Genomic DNA, 22,363 nt, shown 5'->3' on the forward strand with positions numbered 1-22,363 from the left:
TGTTGTATTATGATTAGTAATGAAACCAATGAATTTCAATCATTTGAAGAGCAAGTGTTAGTTTATCCAATTGATAATATTGTTGCCGAACGCTTTGGACGATATGCTAAGTATATTATTTTAGAGCGTGCCTTACCTGATGTTCGCGATGGTTTAAAACCAGTACAAAGACGAATTTTGTATGCTATGAATGATTTAGGACTAACTAATGATAAAGCATATAAAAAAGCAGCACGGGTTGTAGGTGAAGTAATTGGTAAATATCATCCCCATGGTGATACTGCTGTTTATGCTGCTATGTGTCGAATGGCACAAGAATGAAAATTAGCATGACCACTAATTCAAATGCATGGTAATAAAGGTTCAATTGATGGTGATAATCCTGCTGCTATGCGTTATACAGAAGCAAGACTAAGTGCGATTTCACAACTGTTATTAAATGATATTAAAAAAGATACTGTTCATTTTAATAAAAACTTTGATGAATCAGAAACAGAACCAGCAATTTTACCTAGTTACTTCCCTAATTTATTAGTTAATGGTGCTTCAGGAATTGCTGTGGGAATGGCAACTAATATCCCACCTCACAATTTACAAGAAGTAATTAATGCTGTTATTATGCGAATTGAAAATCCACAATGTACGATTAATGATTTAATGGAACATACGATTAAAGGTCCTGATTTTCCGACAGGTGGTATTGTCCAAGGTATAAAAGGAATTAAAGAAGCATATCATACTGGTAAAGGTAGAATTGCGATTCGTGCGACAACTGCTATTAATATGGAAAATGAATTTCCACAAATTGTTATTACTGAAATTCCCTTTGAAGTAATTAAACAGGATTTAGTTAAAAAAATTGAAGATATTCGTTCCTTACAAAAAATTCAAGGAATTAAAGAAGTTCGTGATGAAACTGACCGTACTGGGTTACGAATTATTGTTGAGTTAACTCATGATGCCAAAATTAATGATATTTTAAATTATTTATTTAAAAATACTAGTTTACAAGTTTATTATAATTTTAACTTAGTAGCGATTGCAAATAAAAAGCCTGTTCAAATGAATTTAGTTAAGATTTTAGATTTTTATATTAACCATCAAGTTATTATTGTTACTAAACGTTCGCAATTTGATTTAGCGCAATTAGAACGCAGATTAGAAATTGTTAATGGTTTAGTTATTGCGTTAAGTCAGGTTGATAAAGTAATTAAGATTATTAGAAATTCAACTGATCGTGCTCGTGCTAAACAAAACTTAATAGTTACTTTTGAATTTAATGAAATTCAGGCTGAAGCTATTGTCCAATTACGATTATATCGGTTAACTGCTACTGATATTGAAACATTAATTTTAGAAAAAGCTGATATTGAAAATAAAATTATGTTATTAAAAGAAATTCTTGCTAATGAAAAATCATTACAACAAGTAATTATTAATGAATTAGCATTAATTAGAAATAATTATCCATTACCGAGAAGATCGCTTATTCAAGGTGAAATTACCGAAATCACAATTGATGAGAAGGCAACATTACATCAAGAAGCAGTTTTTGTTAGTGTTAGTTATGATGGATGAATCAAAGTTATTAGCACTAAAGTCTTAGCACAAAATCTTGATAATCATCAAGATTTTGGTCGTAAACCAGATGATATTATTATTGGTGCTAGCACCATGAACAACTTTGATAACTTATTATTATTTACTAATAAAGGTAATTATATTTTAGTTCCAGCTTTTAAGTTAGAAGAAAATAAATGAAAAGATAACGGTATTCACGTTAATACATTATGTAAAATTGATGGTGATGAGAAAATTATTAAAGTAGCAAAAATTAATACTTTTGAACAAAAAAATATTAATGTTGTGGTTGTTACTAAAAATGGTTTTATTAAGAGAATGTCATTATTAGAATTATCAACGCCAAGATTTAATAAAATTGCTAAATATGTTAAATTAAAAGATAATGACGCTGCTGTTAGTGTTAGTATTACTACCGAACATGATTTTATTATCTTATCAACAAAAAAAGGTTTTACTTTAAAATATCTAGAGTCAAAAGTCCCACTCTTAAGCAAAACGGCAGCTGGAGTTAAAGCATTAAAACTTAATGATAAAGATGACCAAGTCATTGGTATGGCTTCTGGTAATAGTAATGATATATATGGAATGATTACATCAGCAGGAACTATTAAAAGAATACTATTTAATACCATTGAATTAACATCAAGAACAGCAAAAGGTAATAAAATTTTAAAAATTCCAAAATCTAAAACGGTAACTATTATTAAAACCTTTTTAGCATCTGATGAAATTTTTATTAATATTTTAGGTAAAAAAGAAAAATGAACCGTTATTAAAGCAAGCGATATTCCTATTACCAAAGTTAACGAGGGAATGGGGAAAGCAGAAAGCGAAAATATTATTGCTGGAAGCAATAACTTAATTATGAATCTAATTGTTAAGGATATTATACCCTCTGAAGGTCCTATTGAAGAATCATATGAAGATTTTAAAAATGATGATGAAAATATTTGGGGGCGTAACAAACTTCCGTAGTCATTATTCTATTATCAATAATTTATCTTTAAAAGACTAAATTCCTTTTTTATTAAAATACAATTAGCACCAAAGACGAGAAATAAGTATCGTCTTTTTTTTGTAATTGTAAAATTTGCAAATTTTATAACCGTCTTTACCACTATCATCAACACGTGCTAGGGATATAAAACAGTGAACCATAACACAGTTATTCAAAATAGTGGCTAGCATGTGGACTTGCATGTAAAAATAAAAAGTGGAGTGATACCTAATAAAATATACTAACCATGAAAATGGTAATCTTTGGGGTGGGAGCGGATTGGCAACTAGTGTATATAGACCCGCTAGGGGACATATTGTAATTAATTCTTTATTCAACAGCACTGCCACCCCCAGTGAGCAGTTGCTGATTTATTTTTTTTCAAAATTTTACAATTTATTTACGAGCCCACTTTTTCTAGAAAATATTAATTATATTAGTGTTAATAAAATATATATCCTTTACGCTGTATGCGACAGGATATATAAAAAAAGAAATGATTTTAAAATGCAAATAGAATTTCAAAAATAACAAATTACTGAAAAATCAAATTCTATTTTGATTAATTATGGCGAATATAAATTGTCGGTTCCAAATTGAATGATTAAAAACAATAGTTTTATGGTTGATGATAAATATACATATTGAGTTTTTAATTTAGAAAATGTTAAAAGGGAAATGAATGGGCAAGAGTTATTAAATTTACGGACTTCTCCCCACATGTACTTGTGGAGGAAACAATGAAATTGAATGAGTTCAATAATACTTTTCAAACTGAAAAACAATGTCTTGCATATATAGCAAGTTTGAAACAAAGCAAATGTATTAGGTGTTCTAGTTTTAATTTGAATACTTCTAATTTAAGAAAAATGAGATGTTTGAAATGTAATCAAACATTCAGTATTCTCACAGGCACTATATTTTCAAAGTCACAAACACCTTTAATATCTTGGTTTTATCTCATCTTTAGATGAATAAAAACCAAACATGGAATTCCATCAACTGATGTTGCAAAAGAATTGGGAGTGACCTTGAAAACAGCTTGAAGAATGGGTCATAAAATCCGAAGTGCCATTGCTAAACAAGAACCTCAATTCATTGTTGAGGGAATAGTGCAAATGGATGAAATGTATCTTTCACATATGGGTTTAAAAAACAAGGAAGATCCTTGTTGAACAAAACCTTGATTGTTGGTATTTATGAAAAAACAACCAACAATCTGATTGTGAAAGTATTGAAAAACGAAAACAGTAAAAATCTTTTGCAGTTTGCAATAAACCACATTTCTTCAAAGTGTGATGTACATACTGATTCTTGAAAAGGATATCGCGATTTGAAATCGGTTTTCACTAAGCATGAAACAGTTAACCATCAAGATGGCTATGTTTCAAAAACTGGTGTAAATACCAACCAAATTGAGTCAGTATGAAAACATATACGAAGAACATTTAAAACACATATCAAAGTTGCAAAACATCATATTCATTTATATGCAAAAGAAGCTGCATATAAATTCAATAACATACCTAGTTTTGAAACTGTAATGCTATGTTTAATTTAAAAATGTGGGGAGAAGTCCGTAGATAGGCTTTTCTCAGCATTTATGTGATAAAATTAAAAATAGTACATAAAGGGAGAAAAGCCTAAATTTATTACAACCATTTCTTGCTAAGCAAAAAATAACGGTTAATAAACTCCCTGCTAAAAAAATTAATAATTTATTAAAAGATAATACTAAAGATTTAAATGATAAAGATATAGAAGAAACTAATAATAAAGATGAAAAAGGTTGAGTAGTATTATCTAGTTCATGATTAAAAAAAGGTAATTTTTATAAATCTAATAAATCATTAAAATTAGGTTTATTACAAGTATTAATACAAAGCGATACAAGTAAAAATAAACGTTGATATGGACCATATACTTATCCTAATGTAAGTGAAGAAACTTGAAACTTAATGAAAGTTCAAAAAGGTAAAAATGGTAGTGGTGCTGGAACAATATTTTGAAGATATTTTTTAAGGAGTTTTTTACCATCACAGATACGTAAATATGTTAAGAAACAACTTAAAGAACAGAAAGGTATTAGTAAAGGTAAACAACGTTATAATGTGCTTAAATCAACGAATATTAATGTATTAAAAACAACTGCATTTATTAATAGATTAGAACGTGGATTTTTTAAACTTAAAGAATTTAAAACTTTACCAAAAACTGAATTAGGTAGTAGAGCATGAAGAGTAGAAAGAAAAGAATATTTAACTTTTCATAAAACTAATAATTTAAATAAAAATATTGGCATTTCTATTTATAAAAATAAAAGTAAATATAAAACATGAAAGTAGGTGGTAATTATTATTGAATTAGATAAACCAATTAAACCAATTGGTATATTAATCACTGTTTTCTTTACTAGTACACCATGATTAATACCTAAAATAGATATATTAATGGGTATTGGATCATATTCTAATAATACTTTTTATTTTAGTTGACCAGACCATTTTGCATTAACTTTATTTCCAATGTTTAGTCATATAGGATTAAATCTTATTACTAAATTAGGTAACGGACTTCTCCCCACATGTACTTGTGGAGGAAACAATGAAATTGAATGAGTTCAATAATACTTTTCAAACTGAAAAACAATGTCTTGCATATATAGCAAGTTTGAAACAAAGCAAATGTATTAGTTGTTCTAGTTTTAATTTGAATACTTCTAATTTAAGAAAAATGAGATGTTTGAAATGTCATCAAACATTCAGTATTCTCACGGGCACTATATTTTCAAAGTCACAAACACCTTTAATATCTTGGTTTTATCTCATCTTTAGATGAATAAACACCAAACATGGAATTCCATCAACTGATGTTGCAAAAGAATTGGGAGTGACCTTGAAAACAGCTTGAAGAATGGGTCATAAAATCCGAAGTGCCATTGCTAAACAAGAAACTCAATTCATTGTTGAGGGCATAGTGCAAATGGATGAAATGTATCTTTCACATATGGGTTTAAAAAACAAGGAAGATCCTTGTTGAACAAAACCTTGATTGTTGGTATTTATGAACAAACAACCAACAATCTGATTGTGAAAGTATTGAAAAACGCAAACAGTAAAAATCTTTTGCAGTTTGCAATAAACCACATTTCTTCAAAGTGTGATGTACATACTGATTCTTGAAAAGGATATCGCGATTTGAAATCGGTTTTCACTAAGCATGAAACAGTTAACCATCAAGATGGCTATGTTTCAAAAACTGGTGTAAATACCAACCAAATTGAGTCAGTATGAAAACATATACGAAGAACATTTAAAACACATATCAAAGTTGCAAAACATCATATTCATTTATATGCAAAAGAAGCTGCATATAAATTCAATAACATACCTAGTTTTGAAACTGTAATGCTATGTTTAATTTAAAAATGTGGGGAGAAGTCCGTAGATAGGCTTTTCTCAGCATTTATGTGATAAAATTTAAAAATAGTACATAAAGGGAGAAAAGCCTTAGGTAATTATGGAAAATTAATTAAATATGGATTAATTACTATACCAATTATTATTACAATTCCTTATTTAATTTATCAATATCAACAAATTAAAAAACATAAAAAAGAATGTAATTTATGTAAACAACATTCAAATAAAATTCAAATAGAAAAGGTGGAATAACAAATGAATTTAACAGTATATTTATTAAGTGGAATTATAGGAGGAGCAGTTACTAGTGGTATTATTATTGCTTTTGTATTATATATTATTTCAAAAAAAATTAAAAAAAATAAACAAGATATAGTTGCAAAAGAACTTAAATTTAATAAATTAATTGAATATATTATTTTAAATACTAAACAATTAAATGATAAATTACAATTAACAGAAACTCCTATTGCACAAAAATTAGATGCTTTTGATGTTGATGAAAAAGATTTTGAAGATTTTATTATTGCTCAAAAAGCAAAACGTCAAGAATTAACAAATAAAGATAAGAAAAAAGTAACTAAAATTAAAATTTAAAGGGTTTAAATACCCTTTATTTTTACATTAAGGAGTAAATTATGGCTATTAAAGACCCAATTTTATTTATAACAGTTGAAGAATTTAAAAATTCTAAATATTTTAATGAATTATTATTGGCTTTTCTCAGCATTTATGTGATAAAATTTAAAAATAGTACATAAAGGGAGAAAAGCCTAAATTTATTTCAAATTGTGGTGAAGATAGTCCTTTAAATGAATATATTCCTTATACTAATTTAGAATCATCAGATACTAGAACTAAAATCACTATTACTCATCCACAAAATAGATCAAGACCGGTTATTAATATTGATACTAGAGGTATTAATACATCTACTACAGTACCTGAATTTAAAAGTCCAAAAGAAACTATTGATATTAAATATGATAAAGAAACTCATAGAGTTAATAGTGATGTTAGTGATAAAGTAATTTATTTTGATGACCTTGATGATAGAAAAAATGCTATTGAAATTTTAAAAAATACTTTAGTACCTAATTTTATATATAAATGAGTTGCTTATAAAAATTTTGATCCTTTTACAGAAGATTACTCAAGTTATTTAAATGGAACTTTAATTCCTAAAAAATATGCAGATGATAAATTACAAAATAAGTTAATTGCTGGTACTAATATAACTATTGATAAAGAAACTAATACTATTAGTGCTACTGGTGGTAGTTCAGTTGATGAAAATAGAATATTTAATAATAAAAATGATAAAGATAATACAACAAGATTAGTTAATGATGTTATAAATGTTGGAAATAGAACATTAATTTATAAAAATAAAAGTGGTCCTTCAGTAACAGATGATAATGATATTCCAAATAAAAAATATATTGATGAAAAAATAAAATCTTTAAATGTTATTAAATGAAAAAATGTTGGTACAAAAGAAAGTAACATTAAAATTAACGGACTTTTCCCCACATGTACTTGTGGAGGAAACAATGAAATTGAATGATTTCAATAATACTTTTCAAACTGAAAAACAATGTCTTGCATATATAGCAAGTTTGAAACAAAGCAAATGTATTAGGTGTTCTAGTTTTAATTTGAATACTTCTAATTTAAGAAAAATGAGATGTTTGAAATGTCATCAAACATTCAGTATTCTCACGGGCACTATATTTTCAAAGTCACAAACACCTTTAATATCTTGGTTTTATCTCATCTTTAGATGAATAAACACCAAACATGGAATTCCATCAACTGATGTTGCAAAAGAATTGGGAGTGACCTTGAAAACAGCTTGAAGAATGGGTCATAAAATCCGAAGTGCCATTGCTAAACAAGAACCTCAATTCATTGTTGAGGGCATAGTGCAAATGGATGAAATGTATCTTTCACATATGGGTTTTAAAAAACAAGGAAGATCCTTGTTGAACAAAACCTTGATTGTTGGTATTTATGAAAAAACAACCAACAATCTGATTGTGAAAGTATTGAAAAACGAAAACAGTAAAAATCTTTTGCAGTTTGCAATAAACCACATTTCTTCAAAGTGTGATGTACATACTGATTCTTGAAAAGGATATCGCGATTTGAAATCGGTTTTCACTAAGCATGAAACAGTTAACCATCAAGATGGCTATGTTTCAAAAACTGGTGTAAATACCAACCAAATTGAGTCAGTATGAAAACATATACGAAGAACATTTAAAACACATATCAAAGTTGCAAAACATCATATTCATTTATATGCAAAAGAAGCTGCATATAAATTCAATAACATACCTAGTTTTGAAACTGTAATGCTATGTTTAATTTAAAAATGTGGGGAGAAGTCCGTAGATAGGCTTTTCTCAGCATTTATGTGATAAAATTAAAAATAGTACATAAAGGGAGAAAAGCCTAAATTTATTACAACCATTTCTTGCTAAGCAAAAAATAACGGTTAATAAACTCCCTGCTAAAAAAATTAATAATTTATTAAAAGATAATACTAAAGATTTAAATGATAAAGATATAGAAGAAACTAATAATAAAGATGAAAAAGGTTGAGTAGTATTATCTAGTTCATGATTAAAAAAAGGTAATTTTTATAAATCTAATAAATCATTAAAATTAGGTTTATTACAAGTATTAATACAAAGCGATACAAGTAAAAATAAACGTTGATATGGACCATATACTTATCCTAATGTAAGTGAAGAAACTTGAAACTTAATGAAAGTTCAAAAAGGTAAAAATGGTAGTGGTGCTGGAACAATATTTTGAAGATATTTTTTAAGGAGTTTTTTACCATCACAGATACGTAAATATGTTAAGAAACAACTTAAAGAACAGAAAGGTATTAGTAAAGGTAAACAACGTTATAATGTGCTTAAATCAACGAATATTAATGTATTAAAAACAACTGCATTTATTAATAGATTAGAACGTGGATTTTTTAAACTTAAAGAATTTAAAACTTTACCAAAAACTGAATTAGGTAGTAGAGCATGAAGAGTAGAAAGAAAAGAATATTTAACTTTTCATAAAACTAATAATTTAAATAAAAATATTGGCATTTCTATTTATAAAAATAAAAGTAAATATAAAACATGAAAGTAGGTGGTAATTATTATTGAATTAGATAAACCAATTAAACCAATTGGTATATTAATCACTGTTTTCTTTACTAGTACACCATGATTAATACCTAAAATAGATATATTAATGGGTATTGGATCATATTCTAATAATACTTTTTATTTTAGTTGACCAGACCATTTTGCATTAACTTTATTTCCAATGTTTAGTCATATAGGATTAAATCTTATTACTAAATTAGGTAACGGACTTCTCCCCACATGTACTTGTGGAGGAAACAATGAAATTGAATGAGTTCAATAATACTTTTCAAACTGAAAAACAATGTCTTGCATATATAGCAAGTTTGAAACAAAGCAAATGTATTAGTTGTTCTAGTTTTAATTTGAATACTTCTAATTTAAGAAAAATGAGATGTTTGAAATGTCATCAAACATTCAGTATTCTCACGGGCACTATATTTTCAAAGTCACAAACACCTTTAATATCTTGGTTTTATCTCATCTTTAGATGAATAAACACCAAACATGGAATTCCATCAACTGATGTTGCAAAAGAATTGGGAGTGACCTTGAAAACAGCTTGAAGAATGGGTCATAAAATCCGAAGTGCCATTGCTAAACAAGAAACTCAATTCATTGTTGAGGGCATAGTGCAAATGGATGAAATGTATCTTTCACATATGGGTTTAAAAAACAAGGAAGATCCTTGTTGAACAAAACCTTGATTGTTGGTATTTATGAACAAACAACCAACAATCTGATTGTGAAAGTATTGAAAAACGCAAACAGTAAAAATCTTTTGCAGTTTGCAATAAACCACATTTCTTCAAAGTGTGATGTACATACTGATTCTTGAAAAGGATATCGCGATTTGAAATCGGTTTTCACTAAGCATGAAACAGTTAACCATCAAGATGGCTATGTTTCAAAAACTGGTGTAAATACCAACCAAATTGAGTCAGTATGAAAACATATACGAAGAACATTTAAAACACATATCAAAGTTGCAAAACATCATATTCATTTATATGCAAAAGAAGCTGCATATAAATTCAATAACATACCTAGTTTTGAAACTGTAATGCTATGTTTAATTTAAAAATGTGGGGAGAAGTCCGTAGATAGGCTTTTCTCAGCATTTATGTGATAAAATTTAAAAATAGTACATAAAGGGAGAAAAGCCTTAGGTAATTATGGAAAATTAATTAAATATGGATTAATTACTATACCAATTATTATTACAATTCCTTATTTAATTTATCAATATCAACAAATTAAAAAACATAAAAAAGAATGTAATTTATGTAAACAACATTCAAATAAAATTCAAATAGAAAAGGTGGAATAACAAATGAATTTAACAGTATATTTATTAAGTGGAATTATAGGAGGAGCAGTTACTAGTGGTATTATTATTGCTTTTGTATTATATATTATTTCAAAAAAAATTAAAAAAAATAAACAAGATATAGTTGCAAAAGAACTTAAATTTAATAAATTAATTGAATATATTATTTTAAATACTAAACAATTAAATGATAAATTACAATTAACAGAAACTCCTATTGCACAAAAATTAGATGCTTTTGATGTTGATGAAAAAGATTTTGAAGATTTTATTATTGCTCAAAAAGCAAAACGTCAAGAATTAACAAATAAAGATAAGAAAAAAGTAACTAAAATTAAAATTTAAAGGGTTTAAATACCCTTTATTTTTACATTAAGGAGTAAATTATGGCTATTAAAGACCCAATTTTATTTATAACAGTTGAAGAATTTAAAAATTCTAAATATTTTAATGAATTATTATTGGCTTTTCTCAGCATTTATGTGATAAAATTTAAAAATAGTACATAAAGGGAGAAAAGCCTAAATTTATTTCAAATTGTGGTGAAGATAGTCCTTTAAATGAATATATTCCTTATACTAATTTAGAATCATCAGATACTAGAACTAAAATCACTATTACTCATCCACAAAATAGATCAAGACCGGTTATTAATATTGATACTAGAGGTATTAATACATCTACTACAGTACCTGAATTTAAAAGTCCAAAAGAAACTATTGATATTAAATATGATAAAGAAACTCATAGAGTTAATAGTGATGTTAGTGATAAAGTAATTTATTTTGATGACCTTGATGATAGAAAAAATGCTATTGAAATTTTAAAAAATACTTTAGTACCTAATTTTATATATAAATGAGTTGCTTATAAAAATTTTGATCCTTTTACAGAAGATTACTCAAGTTATTTAAATGGAACTTTAATTCCTAAAAAATATGCAGATGATAAATTACAAAATAAGTTAATTGCTGGTACTAATATAACTATTGATAAAGAAACTAATACTATTAGTGCTACTGGTGGTAGTTCAGTTGATGAAAATAGAATATTTAATAATAAAAATGATAAAGATAATACAACAAGATTAGTTAATGATGTTATAAATGTTGGAAATAGAACATTAATTTATAAAAATAAAAGTGGTCCTTCAGTAACAGATGATAATGATATTCCAAATAAAAAATATATTGATGAAAAAATAAAATCTTTAAATGTTATTAAATGAAAAAATGTTGGTACAAAAGAAAGTAACATTAAAATTAACGGACTTTTCCCCACATGTACTTGTGGAGGAAACAATGAAATTGAATGATTTCAATAATACTTTTCAAACTGAAAAACAATGTCTTGCATATATAGCAAGTTTGAAACAAAGCAAATGTATTAGGTGTTCTAGTTTTAATTTGAATACTTCTAATTTAAGAAAAATGAGATGTTTGAAATGTCATCAAACATTCAGTATTCTCACGGGCACTATATTTTCAAAGTCACAAACACCTTTAATATCTTGGTTTTATCTCATCTTTAGATGAATAAACACCAAACATGGAATTCCATCAACTGATGTTGCAAAAGAATTGGGAGTGACCTTGAAAACAGCTTGAAGAATGGGTCATAAAATCCGAAGTGCCATTGCTAAACAAGAACCTCAATTCATTGTTGAGGGCATAGTGCAAATGGATGAAATGTATCTTTCACATATGGGTTTTAAAAAACAAGGAAGATCCTTGTTGAACAAAACCTTGATTGTTGGTATTTATGAAAAAACAACCAACAATCTGATTGTGAAAGTATTGAAAAACGCAAACAGTAAAAATCTTTTGCAGTTTGCAATAAACCACATTTCTTCAAAGTGTGATGTACATACTGATTCTTGAAAAGGATATCGCGATTTGAAATCGGTTTTCACTAAGCATGAAACAGTTAACCATCAAGATGGCTATGTTTCAAAAACTGGTGTAAATACCAACCAAATTGAGTCAGTATGAAAACATATACGAAGAACATTTAAAACACATATCAAAGTTGCAAAACATCATATTCATTTATATGCAAAAGAAGCTGCATATAAATTCAATAACATACCTAGTTTTGAAACTGTAATGCTATGTTTAATTTAAAAATGTGGGGAGAAGTCCGTAGATAGGCTTTTCTCAGCATTTATGTGATAAAATTTAAAAATAGTACATAAAGGGAGAAAAGCCAAAATTAATTATGATTTTAAAGTAAATACTTTATATAGAGTTGGTTATTGTTGAAAAAATGTAGAAAAAAGTCCAATTATATATATGCAATTTTTATGACAAGGTGAAGGTGCTGTATTAGCTAGTTTTTTTAAAGGAATTAGCGGTAAAAGAATTACTGAATCTTATGTTGATTTAGTAGTTATTTCAAATGCTATTGCAATGGATAGATTTAATGATGATGAAGGTAAAATATATTCATTAGAAGAAGAAATAAAAGAAAATACTTATAATATTACTAGTGATACATTAGATATTACTTCACCAAGTGTAATTAATATAGATAAACCTATAAAAATTAATTCAAGAAGTTTAGAAACTAATGAAATAGAAGACAATTGTTGAGATATTGAATTAAAAGATAATCCAACACCAAATCCTAACCCAAGTGTTCCACAATGAAAAGAAGTAGCAGTTAGTACTGATTTAGTAACAATTAATTATAATTTAAAAAATAAAAATTATTATCGAGTATTCTATAATGGACGTACTAGAGATTTAATTACTAATATTGAGAAAGGTACACATGAAATAAAAGAATTTTATTATCAAGATAATGAAAATGCTTTTATGTTAGGTATTTTTAATATGATGTTAACTGGAATGCCTATGTATATTAAAAATAATGGAGTTAGTTTATATGCTGAAGCACGGATGTGTAATTTATGAAAATTAGAAGAATTACAGGAATAATATTATGAATAAAGAATTTACTTATCTTAATGAAATTAGTTATTGATTATTAAATAAAAGTGATTTTACTCATAGTGAATATAATCTTAGTGGTTCACGATATAGTAGTAAAACATATAGTATAGCAGAAGAATTAGCAATATTAATAGCTATTTCAATTAAAGTTAATAAATCAATTGCTATATATTGTTTTAGAAAATTAAATAAAGATATTAATGATTTAGTAAAAGAAATATATAATGCTTTAATAACAATAGGTTTAAATAATTATAAAGATTTTACTTTAAAATACCCTAATAAGCAAGCAGACTTTCGTTTTAAAGGATCTAAATCATTTATAAGAGTAATGGGTGTATATAGTAATTCAAATGATAGAATACCTTTAAAAGGGTTTTCTCGTAGTGAAATAAAAGGTTTTGATTTAGCAATTGAATGATGTGAAGAAGCAAATGAATTTACTCATCAAGAATTTCAAGCAATAACATTTGCATTAGGTAATGCTAAAAAAAGAATAAAAATAAAAAGTTGTAATCCAGATAATATTTATCAATATTATATTGAATATATGAATAAAATTGTACCTTTTAATTTAGAAATAATGAAAGAAAAAAATGAACAAATTAAATCAATATTTGATAATAATATTTTTAAATTACGGACTTCTCCCCACATGTACTTGTGGAGGAAACAATGAAATTGAATGAGTTCAATAATACTTTTCAAACTGAAAAACAATGTCTTGCATATATAGCAAGTTTGAAACAAAGCAAATGTATTAGGTGTTCTAGTTTTAATTTGAATACTTCTAATTTAAGAAAAATGAGATGTTTGAAATGTCATCAAACATTCAGTATTCTCACGGGCACTATATTTTCAAAGTCACAAACACCTTTAATATCTTGGTTTTATCTCATCTTTAGATGAATAAACACCAAACATGGAATTCCATCAACTGATGTTGCAAAAGAATTGGGAGTGACCTTGAAAACAGCTTGAAGAATGGGTCATAAAATCCGAAGTGCCATTGCTAAACAAGAACCTCAATTCATTGTTGAGGGCATAGTGCAAATGGATGAAATGTATCTTTCACATATGGGTTTAAAAAACAAGGAAGATCCTTGTTGAACAAAACCTTGATTGTTGGTATTTATGAAAAAACAACCAACAATCTGATTGTGAAAGTATTGAAAAACGTAAACAGTAAAAATCTTTTGCAGTTTGCAATAAACCACATTTCTTCAAAGTGTGATGTACATACTGATTCTTGAAAAGGATATCGCGATTTAAAATCGGTTTTCACTAAGCATGAAACAGTTAACCATCAAGATGGCTATGTTTCAAAAACTGGTGTAAATACCAACCAAATTGAGTCAGTATGAAAACATATACGAAGAACATTTAAAACACATATCAAAGTTGCAAAACATCATATTCATTTATATGCAAAAGAAGCTGCATATAAATTCAATAACATACCTAGTTTTGAAACTGTAATGCTATGTTTAATTTAAAAATGTTGGGAGAAGTCCGTAGATAGGCTTTTCTCAGCATTTATGTGATAAAATTTAAAAATAGTACATAAAGGGAGAAAAGCCTTAAATTATTTCATTATAGTAATTGAAAAGTAAATGCTCATAATCTTACATTACATATGATTAATGATTTAGAAGAATTAAAAGTATTAGATCCAATTAAAGCACAATCTTGATATTATGGTGTACCAAGTATTCTTACTGGTGCTATATTTGCAAGATATCTTGATAAAGTTGGTACTAAATTAGATTTTCAAGTACAAAGATTATCAGGTGGATTAGATATAGGTATGGCAACAAGTCCAAGTGGTCATCCTACAAGTGCTAGTTTATGATTTATTGGTGAAAATGATAATGGTAGAAGAGCACATAAAGAAAGTGAATTTTATCATAGTAATGTAACAATGCAATATAAAGATACTGATACATTAGCAAATTATATTATTAATTATTATATAAATGAAAGTAAACGTTATATAGAAATGTTATTTGGTTTTACTTGTTATGTTGATTATGGTAATGGTGGATTAGTATTTATTGATTTTTTAAAAAGTTGAGTTAAAAAACGTAATATAACATGATTAAAATTTATAGCAGTAGATAAATCAACTTTATATTTAAATGATAGAATTGATTTTACAACAATTTGTATGCTTAAAAATATTATTAGTTTTAATTGAGAAAGATGTCCAGAAACTAAAAGACAATATAATTTAATGCAATGATTATCTAAAGTAAAAATAGATACTAATAATAATCAACCAAAAATGTTAGATTTACATGATGATACTTGAGATAGTGATATGTATGCTTTAATGCATGAAATGAAATGATTAATTAATGGTATTAATAATAAATTATTAATTAATAAAAATAATTTTGGTGGTGATTAATATGATAAATACAATGGAATATTTAAGTTGTGATAAATCAAAATGATATATTGATATACCAATGATTATTGCTCAAAAATCAACTAAATTATGATTAGTTAAAGGTTTTTTATTTAATTCAAGTAAAAAAGAAATATTAGATTATCTTAATGATATGAATTTAAAAGATAAATGATTAGAAAAATTTTATAAATTTGGTTTACAAAATTCACTAATGGGTAAAGTATTTATTATGATTATAATTAATGAAGATAATATTAAATCACTAAAAATATTACCTAATAGTTTTTGTGGTAGAGTTGCTAAATATAATGAACAAGAACAATCAGCAGAATTTTATTTTATTAATGAACAAGCAGATAGTGCTACTTTAACATGAGTAACAATACAAAATGGAAAAGTTAAATATGAAACATATAAAGATAATAATAAAGATATTATTTTAGGTTCTACAAGAACAAAATTAAAACCAAATATAACACCATTAAAAACTTATGAAATTAAAAATCCATTTAATTATATTACTATTTTTGAAATAACTAATTTACCAATTATTAATTTATATAGTAATACAACTACTTTAAATGCATATCCAGATTGTACAGCAGTATGAGATTTAATATATGATTTAAATCTTGTTATTAGACAAAAAAGATTAGAAAGAGAATTAAATGTTACTACTTTATTTGCTTCATTACCTAATGAAACAGCAAAAGAAATGCAAGAAAATGGTAATATTATTGAAAATCCTAAAAAAGATATATTTGTTAATGTTGGTAGTGCAGGGTATGATAAAAATGGTAATGGAGGTATGCAAATTATTCAAGGTGACCCTAAATTTAGTGAATATTGATTAGATTATAATGGTACTGCTAAAGCAATATTTAATGGTGCTGGTTATGATTATGATGAACATGGTAATGATGTTTATACTAATAAAACACAAAGTATGTTTAATAATAAATTTGATATGGAAACAACAGAAATTAAAATAGCATTTTATAGTGCTTATTTTTATCGTATATTTGATTTACTTCTTATTAGTGAAAATTTATGAAATGGTATTGGTGAAAGACCTTATTCATTTAAATTTATACCTATAGCAATGACTGACCAAATTATACAAGACCAAATTATTAATTCAAGATTAAATAATGGTACTATGACAGTAAGTGAAGCCATTGGTGAATATGATAATATTGACCAACTTATGGCAGAAAATAAATTAGAAAATATTATTATAGAAAATAAAAAATTAAATAAAGAATTAGGAGATAATGAAAATGAGCAATCATCAACGAATTCAATTAATGAAACACGCACATCTACGTCTAAAGAGACAACAAGCAATAATTAAACGTTTAAGTCATTGAAAAATATTTCCATTTATAATTAATAATGGAGCAATACCTTTAACTGAAACTGGTTATAAACCTATTAATAGTAAAATTAGTGATTTTGGTCAATATGAATTAATACTTTCTGGTAATACTCCAGTTGTATGTATTTGAAAAAAAATTACTAATATATATCAAAAAAATAAAGGTATTACAGACCCAGAAACTCATAAAACTACTGGACAAGATGAATATTATACTAAACAATATAAAATTGGTGATTATTGAAATGCTTATTTAATTGATGATACAAGTGGTGTAGATTTTGGTGGTTTACCTAATAATAGTTTATTTAAAACAATTTCTACCACAAGACAATATACATTAGTTATGTTTGAAGAACAAATTACAGTAGATGATTATTTACAATTTTTTTGTGTATTTAATGATAAAAATGAAAATATTGGTGGTAATACAGGTAAAAATCAAGATAGACAATTATTATAGGCTTTTCTCCCTTTATGTACTATTTTTAAATTTTATCACATAAATGCTGAGAAAAGCCTTAAATAATAATCAACCTATTAGTGAAACAAAGAATATTGATTTAAATACATTATTAGACCAAACATTATTAATTAATAGTATTAATTATTTAAATAGATTTTATAAATCAATTTCAATTTATTATGATTATGAAATAGAAACCAAAAATTATACACAAAACCCTATAGACCGTGTTAATAGAAATAGCACAAAAGAAACATTCGTTAATTCTAAATCAATTATTAGCCAAATTTAAGAAATTAATATTTTAGATATACTTTTTTCTAAAAAACATGAAGAATATTTAACAAAAAGTTTTTGAAACACACAACTAGCAACTAATAATTATAATATTGGTTGAGCAAATACTTATTATAATTTTTATAAACCTCATTATGTTTTAAATTCATATAATTTAGAATATAGAGAAGATTTTAAAGATGTTAATACGAATTTTCAAAGTAATATAATTACATTTGAAATTGTTAATTCAAATAATGTTTTAATTTGAGATATTTTTTTAAATGCTTCGTTAGGAAAAGTAGAAGGTGGATATTATCAAAAAAATCCATTCGAAGGTATTCAATATGCTACTGCCTGAAGAGAAACAACTAAAGTTAGTGCTAATATTTCAAAAATTATATTAAATCCTAGATAATGATCGGTATAATTATTATTAAGAATTTAAAGGAGATTTTATAAATGCCCACATTAGACATAGTATTAATTGCAGTTATTATATTATTATTTATTCCTATGTATTTATTATTTATTTTATTTGGCTATATTTATTGTGAACAAAATAATGCATGGGGAATATTATTATTTTTTATATCATTAAATATAATTGGCCTCTTAATTGGATGTTTTATTTTAAATAAAAATAATCAAGATAATAAGATTAATTATGAATTTAAAAAATTTCAAAAATTAAATAAATATTTCATTGATAAAAATAACATTCCCCCACAATCTAATTAAAAAGTTACCTTAATTGGTAACTTTTTTTAAATATTTCCAGAAAACTAAATTCAAGAATCAAATCCACTTTTTTGTTTATTATTTTTCAAATTATTATTATCATTTTGACCAATTAATTCTTTTTTTATTTGATTTCATTTTTGTGTTTTAGCTTCCTCTAATTTTAATTTTTGTTCAGCAAATTCTTTTCTTTCTTTTTCTTGTTTTTCTGCTTTTCGACCTTGTTCTTTTAATTTTTCTTCTCTTTGCTGTTTTTCAATTTGCTTTTGTAATCGTTGTTTTTCTTCTGCTTTTTCTTTTTCTTGTTGTTTATTTCATTCTTGAGATTTTCTAAAATGTTCTTCTTCTTTTATTCTCCTTTCTTTTTCTCTTTTTTTTCTTTCTTCTTCTTCTTTTAATAATTTCTCTTTTACTTTCTTGAATTCTTTTTCTTGTTTTTCTGCATCTCTTTCTCTTTCTTTTTGTTTTTCTAATTCTCGTTTTCTATTTTCTTCTCTTTTTTCTTGTTGTCTTTTATCTCATTCTTTCATTCTATTTCAATTTTCTTCTTCTTTTTTATTAGTTTTTGTTTTTGGACTATCTTCATTTTTTTTAAATGGCTTCATGCATATAATATCCTTTCTTTTTTTTAAAAAAACTCATTTACTTTGAAAGAAAGTAATGAGTTAAAAACTTATATTAAGTTTATATTATTTTTATATCATAAATATTTATTAAATATAGATAATTTAGTTATTAATTACTTTTAATTTAAGTAATTCTAAATCTGTATTTTCTTTTTCTTCCATAATTCAATAATGATATTTTTTATCAATTATTTCTTTTAATATTTTTATTGAATTATTATCTAAAATATTAACTAAATCTTCTATAGTAATAACAATTAGTATTTTATTTTCCATTATTTATTTCCTTTCATATGATATTTTATATATTTAAGGCTTTTCTCAGCATTTATGTGATAAAATTTAAAAATAGTACATAAAGGGAGAAAAGCCTAATATTATTTAAATAAGTTTTTTTATATTCAAGGTTTTCTTTTCATAAATACATATAGATATTCATTCCTTTCTAATATTTTAAATAAAATATTTTTTCATTATGAGTTAATATATCTTTCATTGGTGTTACTATATAATTTATGAATAAATCATTATGATTATATGGATTATTTATTTTAAAACTTTTTCTATCTTGTTCTCATGTAATGTTATATTTAAAACATGGGCGCTTGTCAAATTTACGAAATAATTAATTACTACATTGATAACTTATTTCCAAATGAATTATTATTGAAAAATAATGAACATTAGACAAAATTATTCTCTTAACCCTTAAATTTATATTCGACATATTTTTATAAATTAAAATTAGTAAGGAAAAAGACAAGAAATAATCTTGTCTTTTTTTGTAATTTTAAAATTTTAAAATTTTTAATAACCGTCTTTAGCACTATTATCAACACGTGTTAGGGACATAAAACAGTGAACCATAACACAGTTGTTCAAAATAGTGGCTAGCATGTGGACTTGCATGTAAAAATAAAAAGTGGAGTGATACCTAACAAAATATACTAACCATGAATAATGGTAATCCTTGGGGTGGGAGCGGATTGGCAACTAGTGTATATAATACCCGCTAGGAGACGTATTGTAATTAATTCTTTATTCAACAGCACTGCCACTTTCAGTGAGCATTTGCTGATTTATTTTTTTTCATTTTTTTGGGCGAGTAACATAAATTTTAAAACTTGTAAAAAAAAATTAAACGGGGCTGGTTCAATATAAATATAACTTGCTAAATGCAAGTTATTAAAAATTGAATCAAATGCTTTAAGTTTTTTTCAAAATTTTACAATTTATTTACGAGCCCACTTTTTCTAGAAAATATTAATTATATTAGTGTTAATAAAATATATATCCTTTACGCTGTATGCGACAGGATATATAAAAAAAGAAAGGATTTTAAAATGCAAATAGAATTTCAAAAAGAACAAATTACTGAAAAATCAAATTCTATTTTGATTAATTATGGCGAATATAAATTGTCGGTTCCAAATTGAATGATTAAAAACAATAGTTTTATGGTTGATGATAAATATACATATTGAGTTTTTAATTTAGAAAATGTTAAAAGGGAAATGAATGGGCAAGAGTTATTAAATTTATTACAACCATTTCTTGCTAAGCAAAAAATAACGGTTAATAAACCCCCTGCTAAAAAAGAATATTATATTAATGAAACTAAATTAGAAGAACTTACATTTTACGAAGAACATAATGGGTGATTTATTGGAGAAATAAAAGACCCAAAAACAAACATTATTAATCCATGTTTTAAATACAATGTTAAATGAGTTGAAAATAATAAATCATACAAGATTATTGAATACAATCATAATGATTTACCCACTAATTACTTAATTACTACATATAAACATATTTCAACTCATAATGAAGAATTATTTTTGTTATAAAGGAATCAATAATGAAATGCAATATGACTTAATTATCGGAATTGACCCCGCAGGAATTGGTAATAATGGAATTGTTATATATTCAAGCGAAACTAATAATATTATTTTTAATGAAACATTTAAAACAAAAACTATTCTAGAAAGTAAAAATCTATTTAAAGAATACTTTTTAATAATTAAACAACATTTTGAAAATAAAAAAATCTTAGTTATTGTAGAAAATTTCTTTTTAAATTCAAAACAATTATTAACTAATCCCCTAGCAACACCGAAAATTATTGGTGCTTTAATGGTATTAATTCAAGATGTAATGAATTGAGATTATCAAGAAAGTGAACCAAAAAACAAAAATAAAATAGAAAATTATAATGGAAATATAAAATTTACAAAACATGAACAAGATGCTTATAAGCACATTCAATATTATTTAAGGAACTAAAAAATGAAAGATAAAGCGAATTACATTAAATTAACAGTAAAGCTTAGTAACACTATAGAAGCAAAATATCATGAGAAAGTTAATAAAGAATTATATTATACTGTTCGTGCTCAATGAAATGGATTAAACTATGTTACCTTAATTTTTAATAATCCCAAATTTTATAAACGATGTATTTTATTAAACAAAAATGATGAAATTATGGTAACTGGACAAATCTTTAATACTTTAAATATTCCAAAAAATCGTGCATTTTGTTCCATTAATGTTAAATGATTTAAAAAATGAAAGGAATAAATATGATTATACTACCTACTTTATTTGGAGATAAAGATGAGATTGAAATATTATCACCATCTCCGCAGGCACTTCATACACATAATGATATTAGAGCAATTATCCTGATGAAATATCCTAATGTTAAATCAAAAAATATAGTTATTTCTGACCCCGAAGATAATGTTGCTTTAATAGTTGGTGATAATGAAGTCTATCAAGGATGAGTCAAAGTTTGAATTAAAAAACAAACTTAAATAATACAGAAAAATAGGAATGGGAGGTTAAAAATATGGATAATTATATAATGCATGAATTACTTAGTCAAATTGATTTAGTAAGAAAATCATTAATTATTATTAATGATGAAAATTTAAAAAAATTAGATGTAGAAGATTTATTAATTGAATTATTAATGAAATTAAAATTAAAAGAAAATTTTGAAATTTAATT

Annotated in this window: 32 protein-coding genes; 28 read left to right on the plus strand and 4 right to left on the minus strand. The window is 25.3% G+C overall.

Translation table 4 applies throughout. From position 1 onward, the window contains the following. Positions 1-9 precede the first annotated feature (9 nt). The 4 genes from parC (at position 10) to ACFEL4_RS01870 (ending at position 4,926) form a co-directional block, all read left to right on the plus strand. Entirely contained in the window at positions 10-2,559 is a 2,550-nt protein-coding gene (parC, locus tag ACFEL4_RS01855) for a DNA topoisomerase IV subunit A (RefSeq protein ID WP_375317872.1), read from the plus strand. 762 nt (positions 2,560-3,321) lie between these two features. Next, complete coding sequence (locus tag ACFEL4_RS01860) at positions 3,322-3,858, plus strand: hypothetical protein (RefSeq protein ID WP_375317873.1); 537 nt, start codon at positions 3,322-3,324, stop codon at positions 3,856-3,858. Beyond that, complete coding sequence (locus ACFEL4_RS01865) at positions 3,753-4,142, plus strand: IS1595 family transposase (protein ID WP_375317874.1); 390 nt, start codon at positions 3,753-3,755, stop codon at positions 4,140-4,142. Before ACFEL4_RS01860 ends, ACFEL4_RS01865 begins: the two co-directional genes overlap by 106 nt. Before the next feature lie 397 nt (positions 4,143-4,539). Continuing rightward, the gene (locus ACFEL4_RS01870; RefSeq protein WP_375317875.1) at positions 4,540-4,926 is read left to right on the plus strand and encodes a hypothetical protein; all 387 of its coding nucleotides are present in this window, start codon (positions 4,540-4,542) and stop codon (positions 4,924-4,926) included. Positions 4,927-5,063: 137 nt separating this feature from the next. On the opposite strand, the gene ACFEL4_RS01875 is transcribed toward ACFEL4_RS01870, so the two are convergent. Further along, on the minus strand, positions 5,064-5,186 hold the full coding sequence (locus tag ACFEL4_RS01875; protein WP_375317876.1) for a hypothetical protein: 123 nt from the start codon (positions 5,184-5,186) through the stop codon (positions 5,064-5,066). Between ACFEL4_RS01875 and ACFEL4_RS01880 the strand changes: the two genes are divergently transcribed. The 6 genes from ACFEL4_RS01880 to ACFEL4_RS01905 all read left to right on the plus strand — a co-directional run bounded on the left by ACFEL4_RS01880 (position 5,186) and on the right by ACFEL4_RS01905 (position 9,162). Then, positions 5,186-5,722: a hypothetical protein gene (locus tag ACFEL4_RS01880; protein ID WP_375317877.1), complete on the plus strand. Its 537-nt coding sequence runs from the start codon at positions 5,186-5,188 to the stop codon at positions 5,720-5,722. The two genes, ACFEL4_RS01875 and ACFEL4_RS01880, sit on opposite strands and share 1 nt — an antisense overlap. After that, positions 5,617-6,006 (plus strand): IS1595 family transposase, encoded by a 390-nt coding sequence (locus tag ACFEL4_RS01885; protein WP_375317878.1) that lies wholly within the window; start codon positions 5,617-5,619, stop codon positions 6,004-6,006. Before ACFEL4_RS01880 ends, ACFEL4_RS01885 begins: the two co-directional genes overlap by 106 nt. A gap of 252 nt (positions 6,007-6,258) precedes the next feature. Continuing rightward, complete coding sequence (locus ACFEL4_RS01890; protein WP_375317879.1) at positions 6,259-6,600, plus strand: hypothetical protein; 342 nt, start codon at positions 6,259-6,261, stop codon at positions 6,598-6,600. 41 nt (positions 6,601-6,641) lie between these two features. Next, positions 6,642-6,764: a hypothetical protein gene (locus ACFEL4_RS01895; protein WP_375317880.1), complete on the plus strand. Its 123-nt coding sequence runs from the start codon at positions 6,642-6,644 to the stop codon at positions 6,762-6,764. A 792-nt stretch (positions 6,765-7,556) separates the two neighbouring features. Next, positions 7,557-8,378: an IS1595 family transposase gene (locus tag ACFEL4_RS01900; protein ID WP_375317881.1), complete on the plus strand. Its 822-nt coding sequence runs from the start codon at positions 7,557-7,559 to the stop codon at positions 8,376-8,378. 397 nt (positions 8,379-8,775) lie between these two features. Continuing rightward, positions 8,776-9,162, plus strand: a complete 387-nt coding sequence (locus tag ACFEL4_RS01905; RefSeq protein ID WP_375317875.1) for a hypothetical protein — start codon at positions 8,776-8,778, stop codon at positions 9,160-9,162. A gap of 137 nt (positions 9,163-9,299) precedes the next feature. Here ACFEL4_RS01905 and ACFEL4_RS01910 read toward each other — a convergent pair whose 3' ends face one another. Then, positions 9,300-9,422: a hypothetical protein gene (locus ACFEL4_RS01910; protein ID WP_375317876.1), complete on the minus strand. Its 123-nt coding sequence runs from the start codon at positions 9,420-9,422 to the stop codon at positions 9,300-9,302. Here ACFEL4_RS01910 and ACFEL4_RS01915 point away from each other — a divergent pair. From ACFEL4_RS01915 to ACFEL4_RS01975, 13 genes are all read left to right on the plus strand, one after another. Beyond that, positions 9,422-9,958 (plus strand): hypothetical protein, encoded by a 537-nt coding sequence (locus tag ACFEL4_RS01915; RefSeq protein WP_375317877.1) that lies wholly within the window; start codon positions 9,422-9,424, stop codon positions 9,956-9,958. The two genes, ACFEL4_RS01910 and ACFEL4_RS01915, sit on opposite strands and share 1 nt — an antisense overlap. Then, entirely contained in the window at positions 9,853-10,242 is a 390-nt protein-coding gene (locus tag ACFEL4_RS01920; protein ID WP_375317878.1) for an IS1595 family transposase, read from the plus strand. Before ACFEL4_RS01915 ends, ACFEL4_RS01920 begins: the two co-directional genes overlap by 106 nt. 252 nt (positions 10,243-10,494) lie before the next feature. Then, positions 10,495-10,836 carry a hypothetical protein gene (locus ACFEL4_RS01925; RefSeq protein WP_375317879.1) on the plus strand — a complete coding sequence of 114 codons (342 nt, stop codon included), beginning with the start codon at positions 10,495-10,497 and terminating at the stop codon, positions 10,834-10,836. A 41-nt stretch (positions 10,837-10,877) separates the two neighbouring features. Next, positions 10,878-11,000 (plus strand): hypothetical protein, encoded by a 123-nt coding sequence (locus tag ACFEL4_RS01930; RefSeq protein WP_375317880.1) that lies wholly within the window; start codon positions 10,878-10,880, stop codon positions 10,998-11,000. A 792-nt stretch (positions 11,001-11,792) separates the two neighbouring features. Further along, a complete protein-coding gene (locus ACFEL4_RS01935) occupies positions 11,793-12,614 on the plus strand; it encodes an IS1595 family transposase (RefSeq protein ID WP_375317882.1) in 822 nt (273 codons plus the stop codon). A 168-nt stretch (positions 12,615-12,782) separates the two neighbouring features. Beyond that, a complete protein-coding gene (locus tag ACFEL4_RS01940) occupies positions 12,783-13,430 on the plus strand; it encodes a hypothetical protein (RefSeq protein ID WP_375317883.1) in 648 nt (215 codons plus the stop codon). 4 nt (positions 13,431-13,434) lie between these two features. Continuing rightward, entirely contained in the window at positions 13,435-14,181 is a 747-nt protein-coding gene (locus ACFEL4_RS01945) for a hypothetical protein (protein WP_375317884.1), read from the plus strand. Next, positions 14,121-14,627 carry a hypothetical protein gene (locus ACFEL4_RS01950; protein WP_375317885.1) on the plus strand — a complete coding sequence of 169 codons (507 nt, stop codon included), beginning with the start codon at positions 14,121-14,123 and terminating at the stop codon, positions 14,625-14,627. Before ACFEL4_RS01945 ends, ACFEL4_RS01950 begins: the two co-directional genes overlap by 61 nt. After that, complete coding sequence (locus ACFEL4_RS01955) at positions 14,552-14,941, plus strand: IS1595 family transposase (protein WP_375317886.1); 390 nt, start codon at positions 14,552-14,554, stop codon at positions 14,939-14,941. The genes ACFEL4_RS01950 and ACFEL4_RS01955 overlap by 76 nt, the downstream gene beginning before the upstream one ends. Positions 14,942-15,081: 140 nt before the next feature. Continuing rightward, the gene (locus tag ACFEL4_RS01960; protein WP_375317887.1) at positions 15,082-15,855 is read left to right on the plus strand and encodes a hypothetical protein; all 774 of its coding nucleotides are present in this window, start codon (positions 15,082-15,084) and stop codon (positions 15,853-15,855) included. Position 15,856: 1 nt separating this feature from the next. After that, entirely contained in the window at positions 15,857-17,212 is a 1,356-nt protein-coding gene (locus tag ACFEL4_RS01965) for a hypothetical protein (protein WP_375317888.1), read from the plus strand. Continuing rightward, positions 17,166-17,699, plus strand: coding sequence for a hypothetical protein (locus tag ACFEL4_RS01970; protein ID WP_375317889.1), 534 nt, complete (start codon positions 17,166-17,168; stop codon positions 17,697-17,699). The genes ACFEL4_RS01965 and ACFEL4_RS01970 overlap by 47 nt, the downstream gene beginning before the upstream one ends. A gap of 43 nt (positions 17,700-17,742) precedes the next feature. After that, positions 17,743-17,994 carry a hypothetical protein gene (locus tag ACFEL4_RS01975; protein ID WP_375317890.1) on the plus strand — a complete coding sequence of 84 codons (252 nt, stop codon included), beginning with the start codon at positions 17,743-17,745 and terminating at the stop codon, positions 17,992-17,994. Positions 17,995-18,763: 769 nt separating this feature from the next. Here ACFEL4_RS01975 and ACFEL4_RS01980 read toward each other — a convergent pair. Further along, positions 18,764-19,324, minus strand: coding sequence for a hypothetical protein (locus ACFEL4_RS01980; RefSeq protein WP_375317891.1), 561 nt, complete (start codon positions 19,322-19,324; stop codon positions 18,764-18,766). 123 nt (positions 19,325-19,447) lie between these two features. Beyond that, on the minus strand, positions 19,448-19,621 hold the full coding sequence (locus tag ACFEL4_RS01985; RefSeq protein WP_375317892.1) for a hypothetical protein: 174 nt from the start codon (positions 19,619-19,621) through the stop codon (positions 19,448-19,450). A gap of 1,160 nt (positions 19,622-20,781) precedes the next feature. On the opposite strand from ACFEL4_RS01985, the gene ACFEL4_RS01990 reads away from it, so the two are divergent. Genes ACFEL4_RS01990 through ACFEL4_RS02010 form a run of 5 tightly spaced genes read left to right on the plus strand, consistent with a single transcriptional unit; the run spans position 20,782 to position 22,361 of the window. Further along, a complete protein-coding gene (locus tag ACFEL4_RS01990; RefSeq protein WP_375317255.1) occupies positions 20,782-21,195 on the plus strand; it encodes a hypothetical protein in 414 nt (137 codons plus the stop codon). A gap of 16 nt (positions 21,196-21,211) precedes the next feature. Beyond that, positions 21,212-21,634: a hypothetical protein gene (locus ACFEL4_RS01995; protein ID WP_375317893.1), complete on the plus strand. Its 423-nt coding sequence runs from the start codon at positions 21,212-21,214 to the stop codon at positions 21,632-21,634. Between the two features lie 3 nt (positions 21,635-21,637). Next, positions 21,638-21,931 (plus strand): hypothetical protein, encoded by a 294-nt coding sequence (locus tag ACFEL4_RS02000; RefSeq protein WP_375317894.1) that lies wholly within the window; start codon positions 21,638-21,640, stop codon positions 21,929-21,931. A 2-nt stretch (positions 21,932-21,933) separates the two neighbouring features. After that, positions 21,934-22,167, plus strand: a complete 234-nt coding sequence (locus tag ACFEL4_RS02005; RefSeq protein ID WP_375317895.1) for a hypothetical protein — start codon at positions 21,934-21,936, stop codon at positions 22,165-22,167. 35 nt (positions 22,168-22,202) lie between these two features. After that, the gene (locus ACFEL4_RS02010; RefSeq protein WP_375317896.1) at positions 22,203-22,361 is read left to right on the plus strand and encodes a hypothetical protein; all 159 of its coding nucleotides are present in this window, start codon (positions 22,203-22,205) and stop codon (positions 22,359-22,361) included. Positions 22,362-22,363 lie beyond the last annotated feature (2 nt).

The sequence above is a fragment of the Spiroplasma endosymbiont of Virgichneumon dumeticola genome, from assembly GCF_964264745.1.
GTDB lineage: Bacteria > Bacillota_I > Bacilli_A > Mycoplasmatales > VBWQ01 > Spiroplasma_E.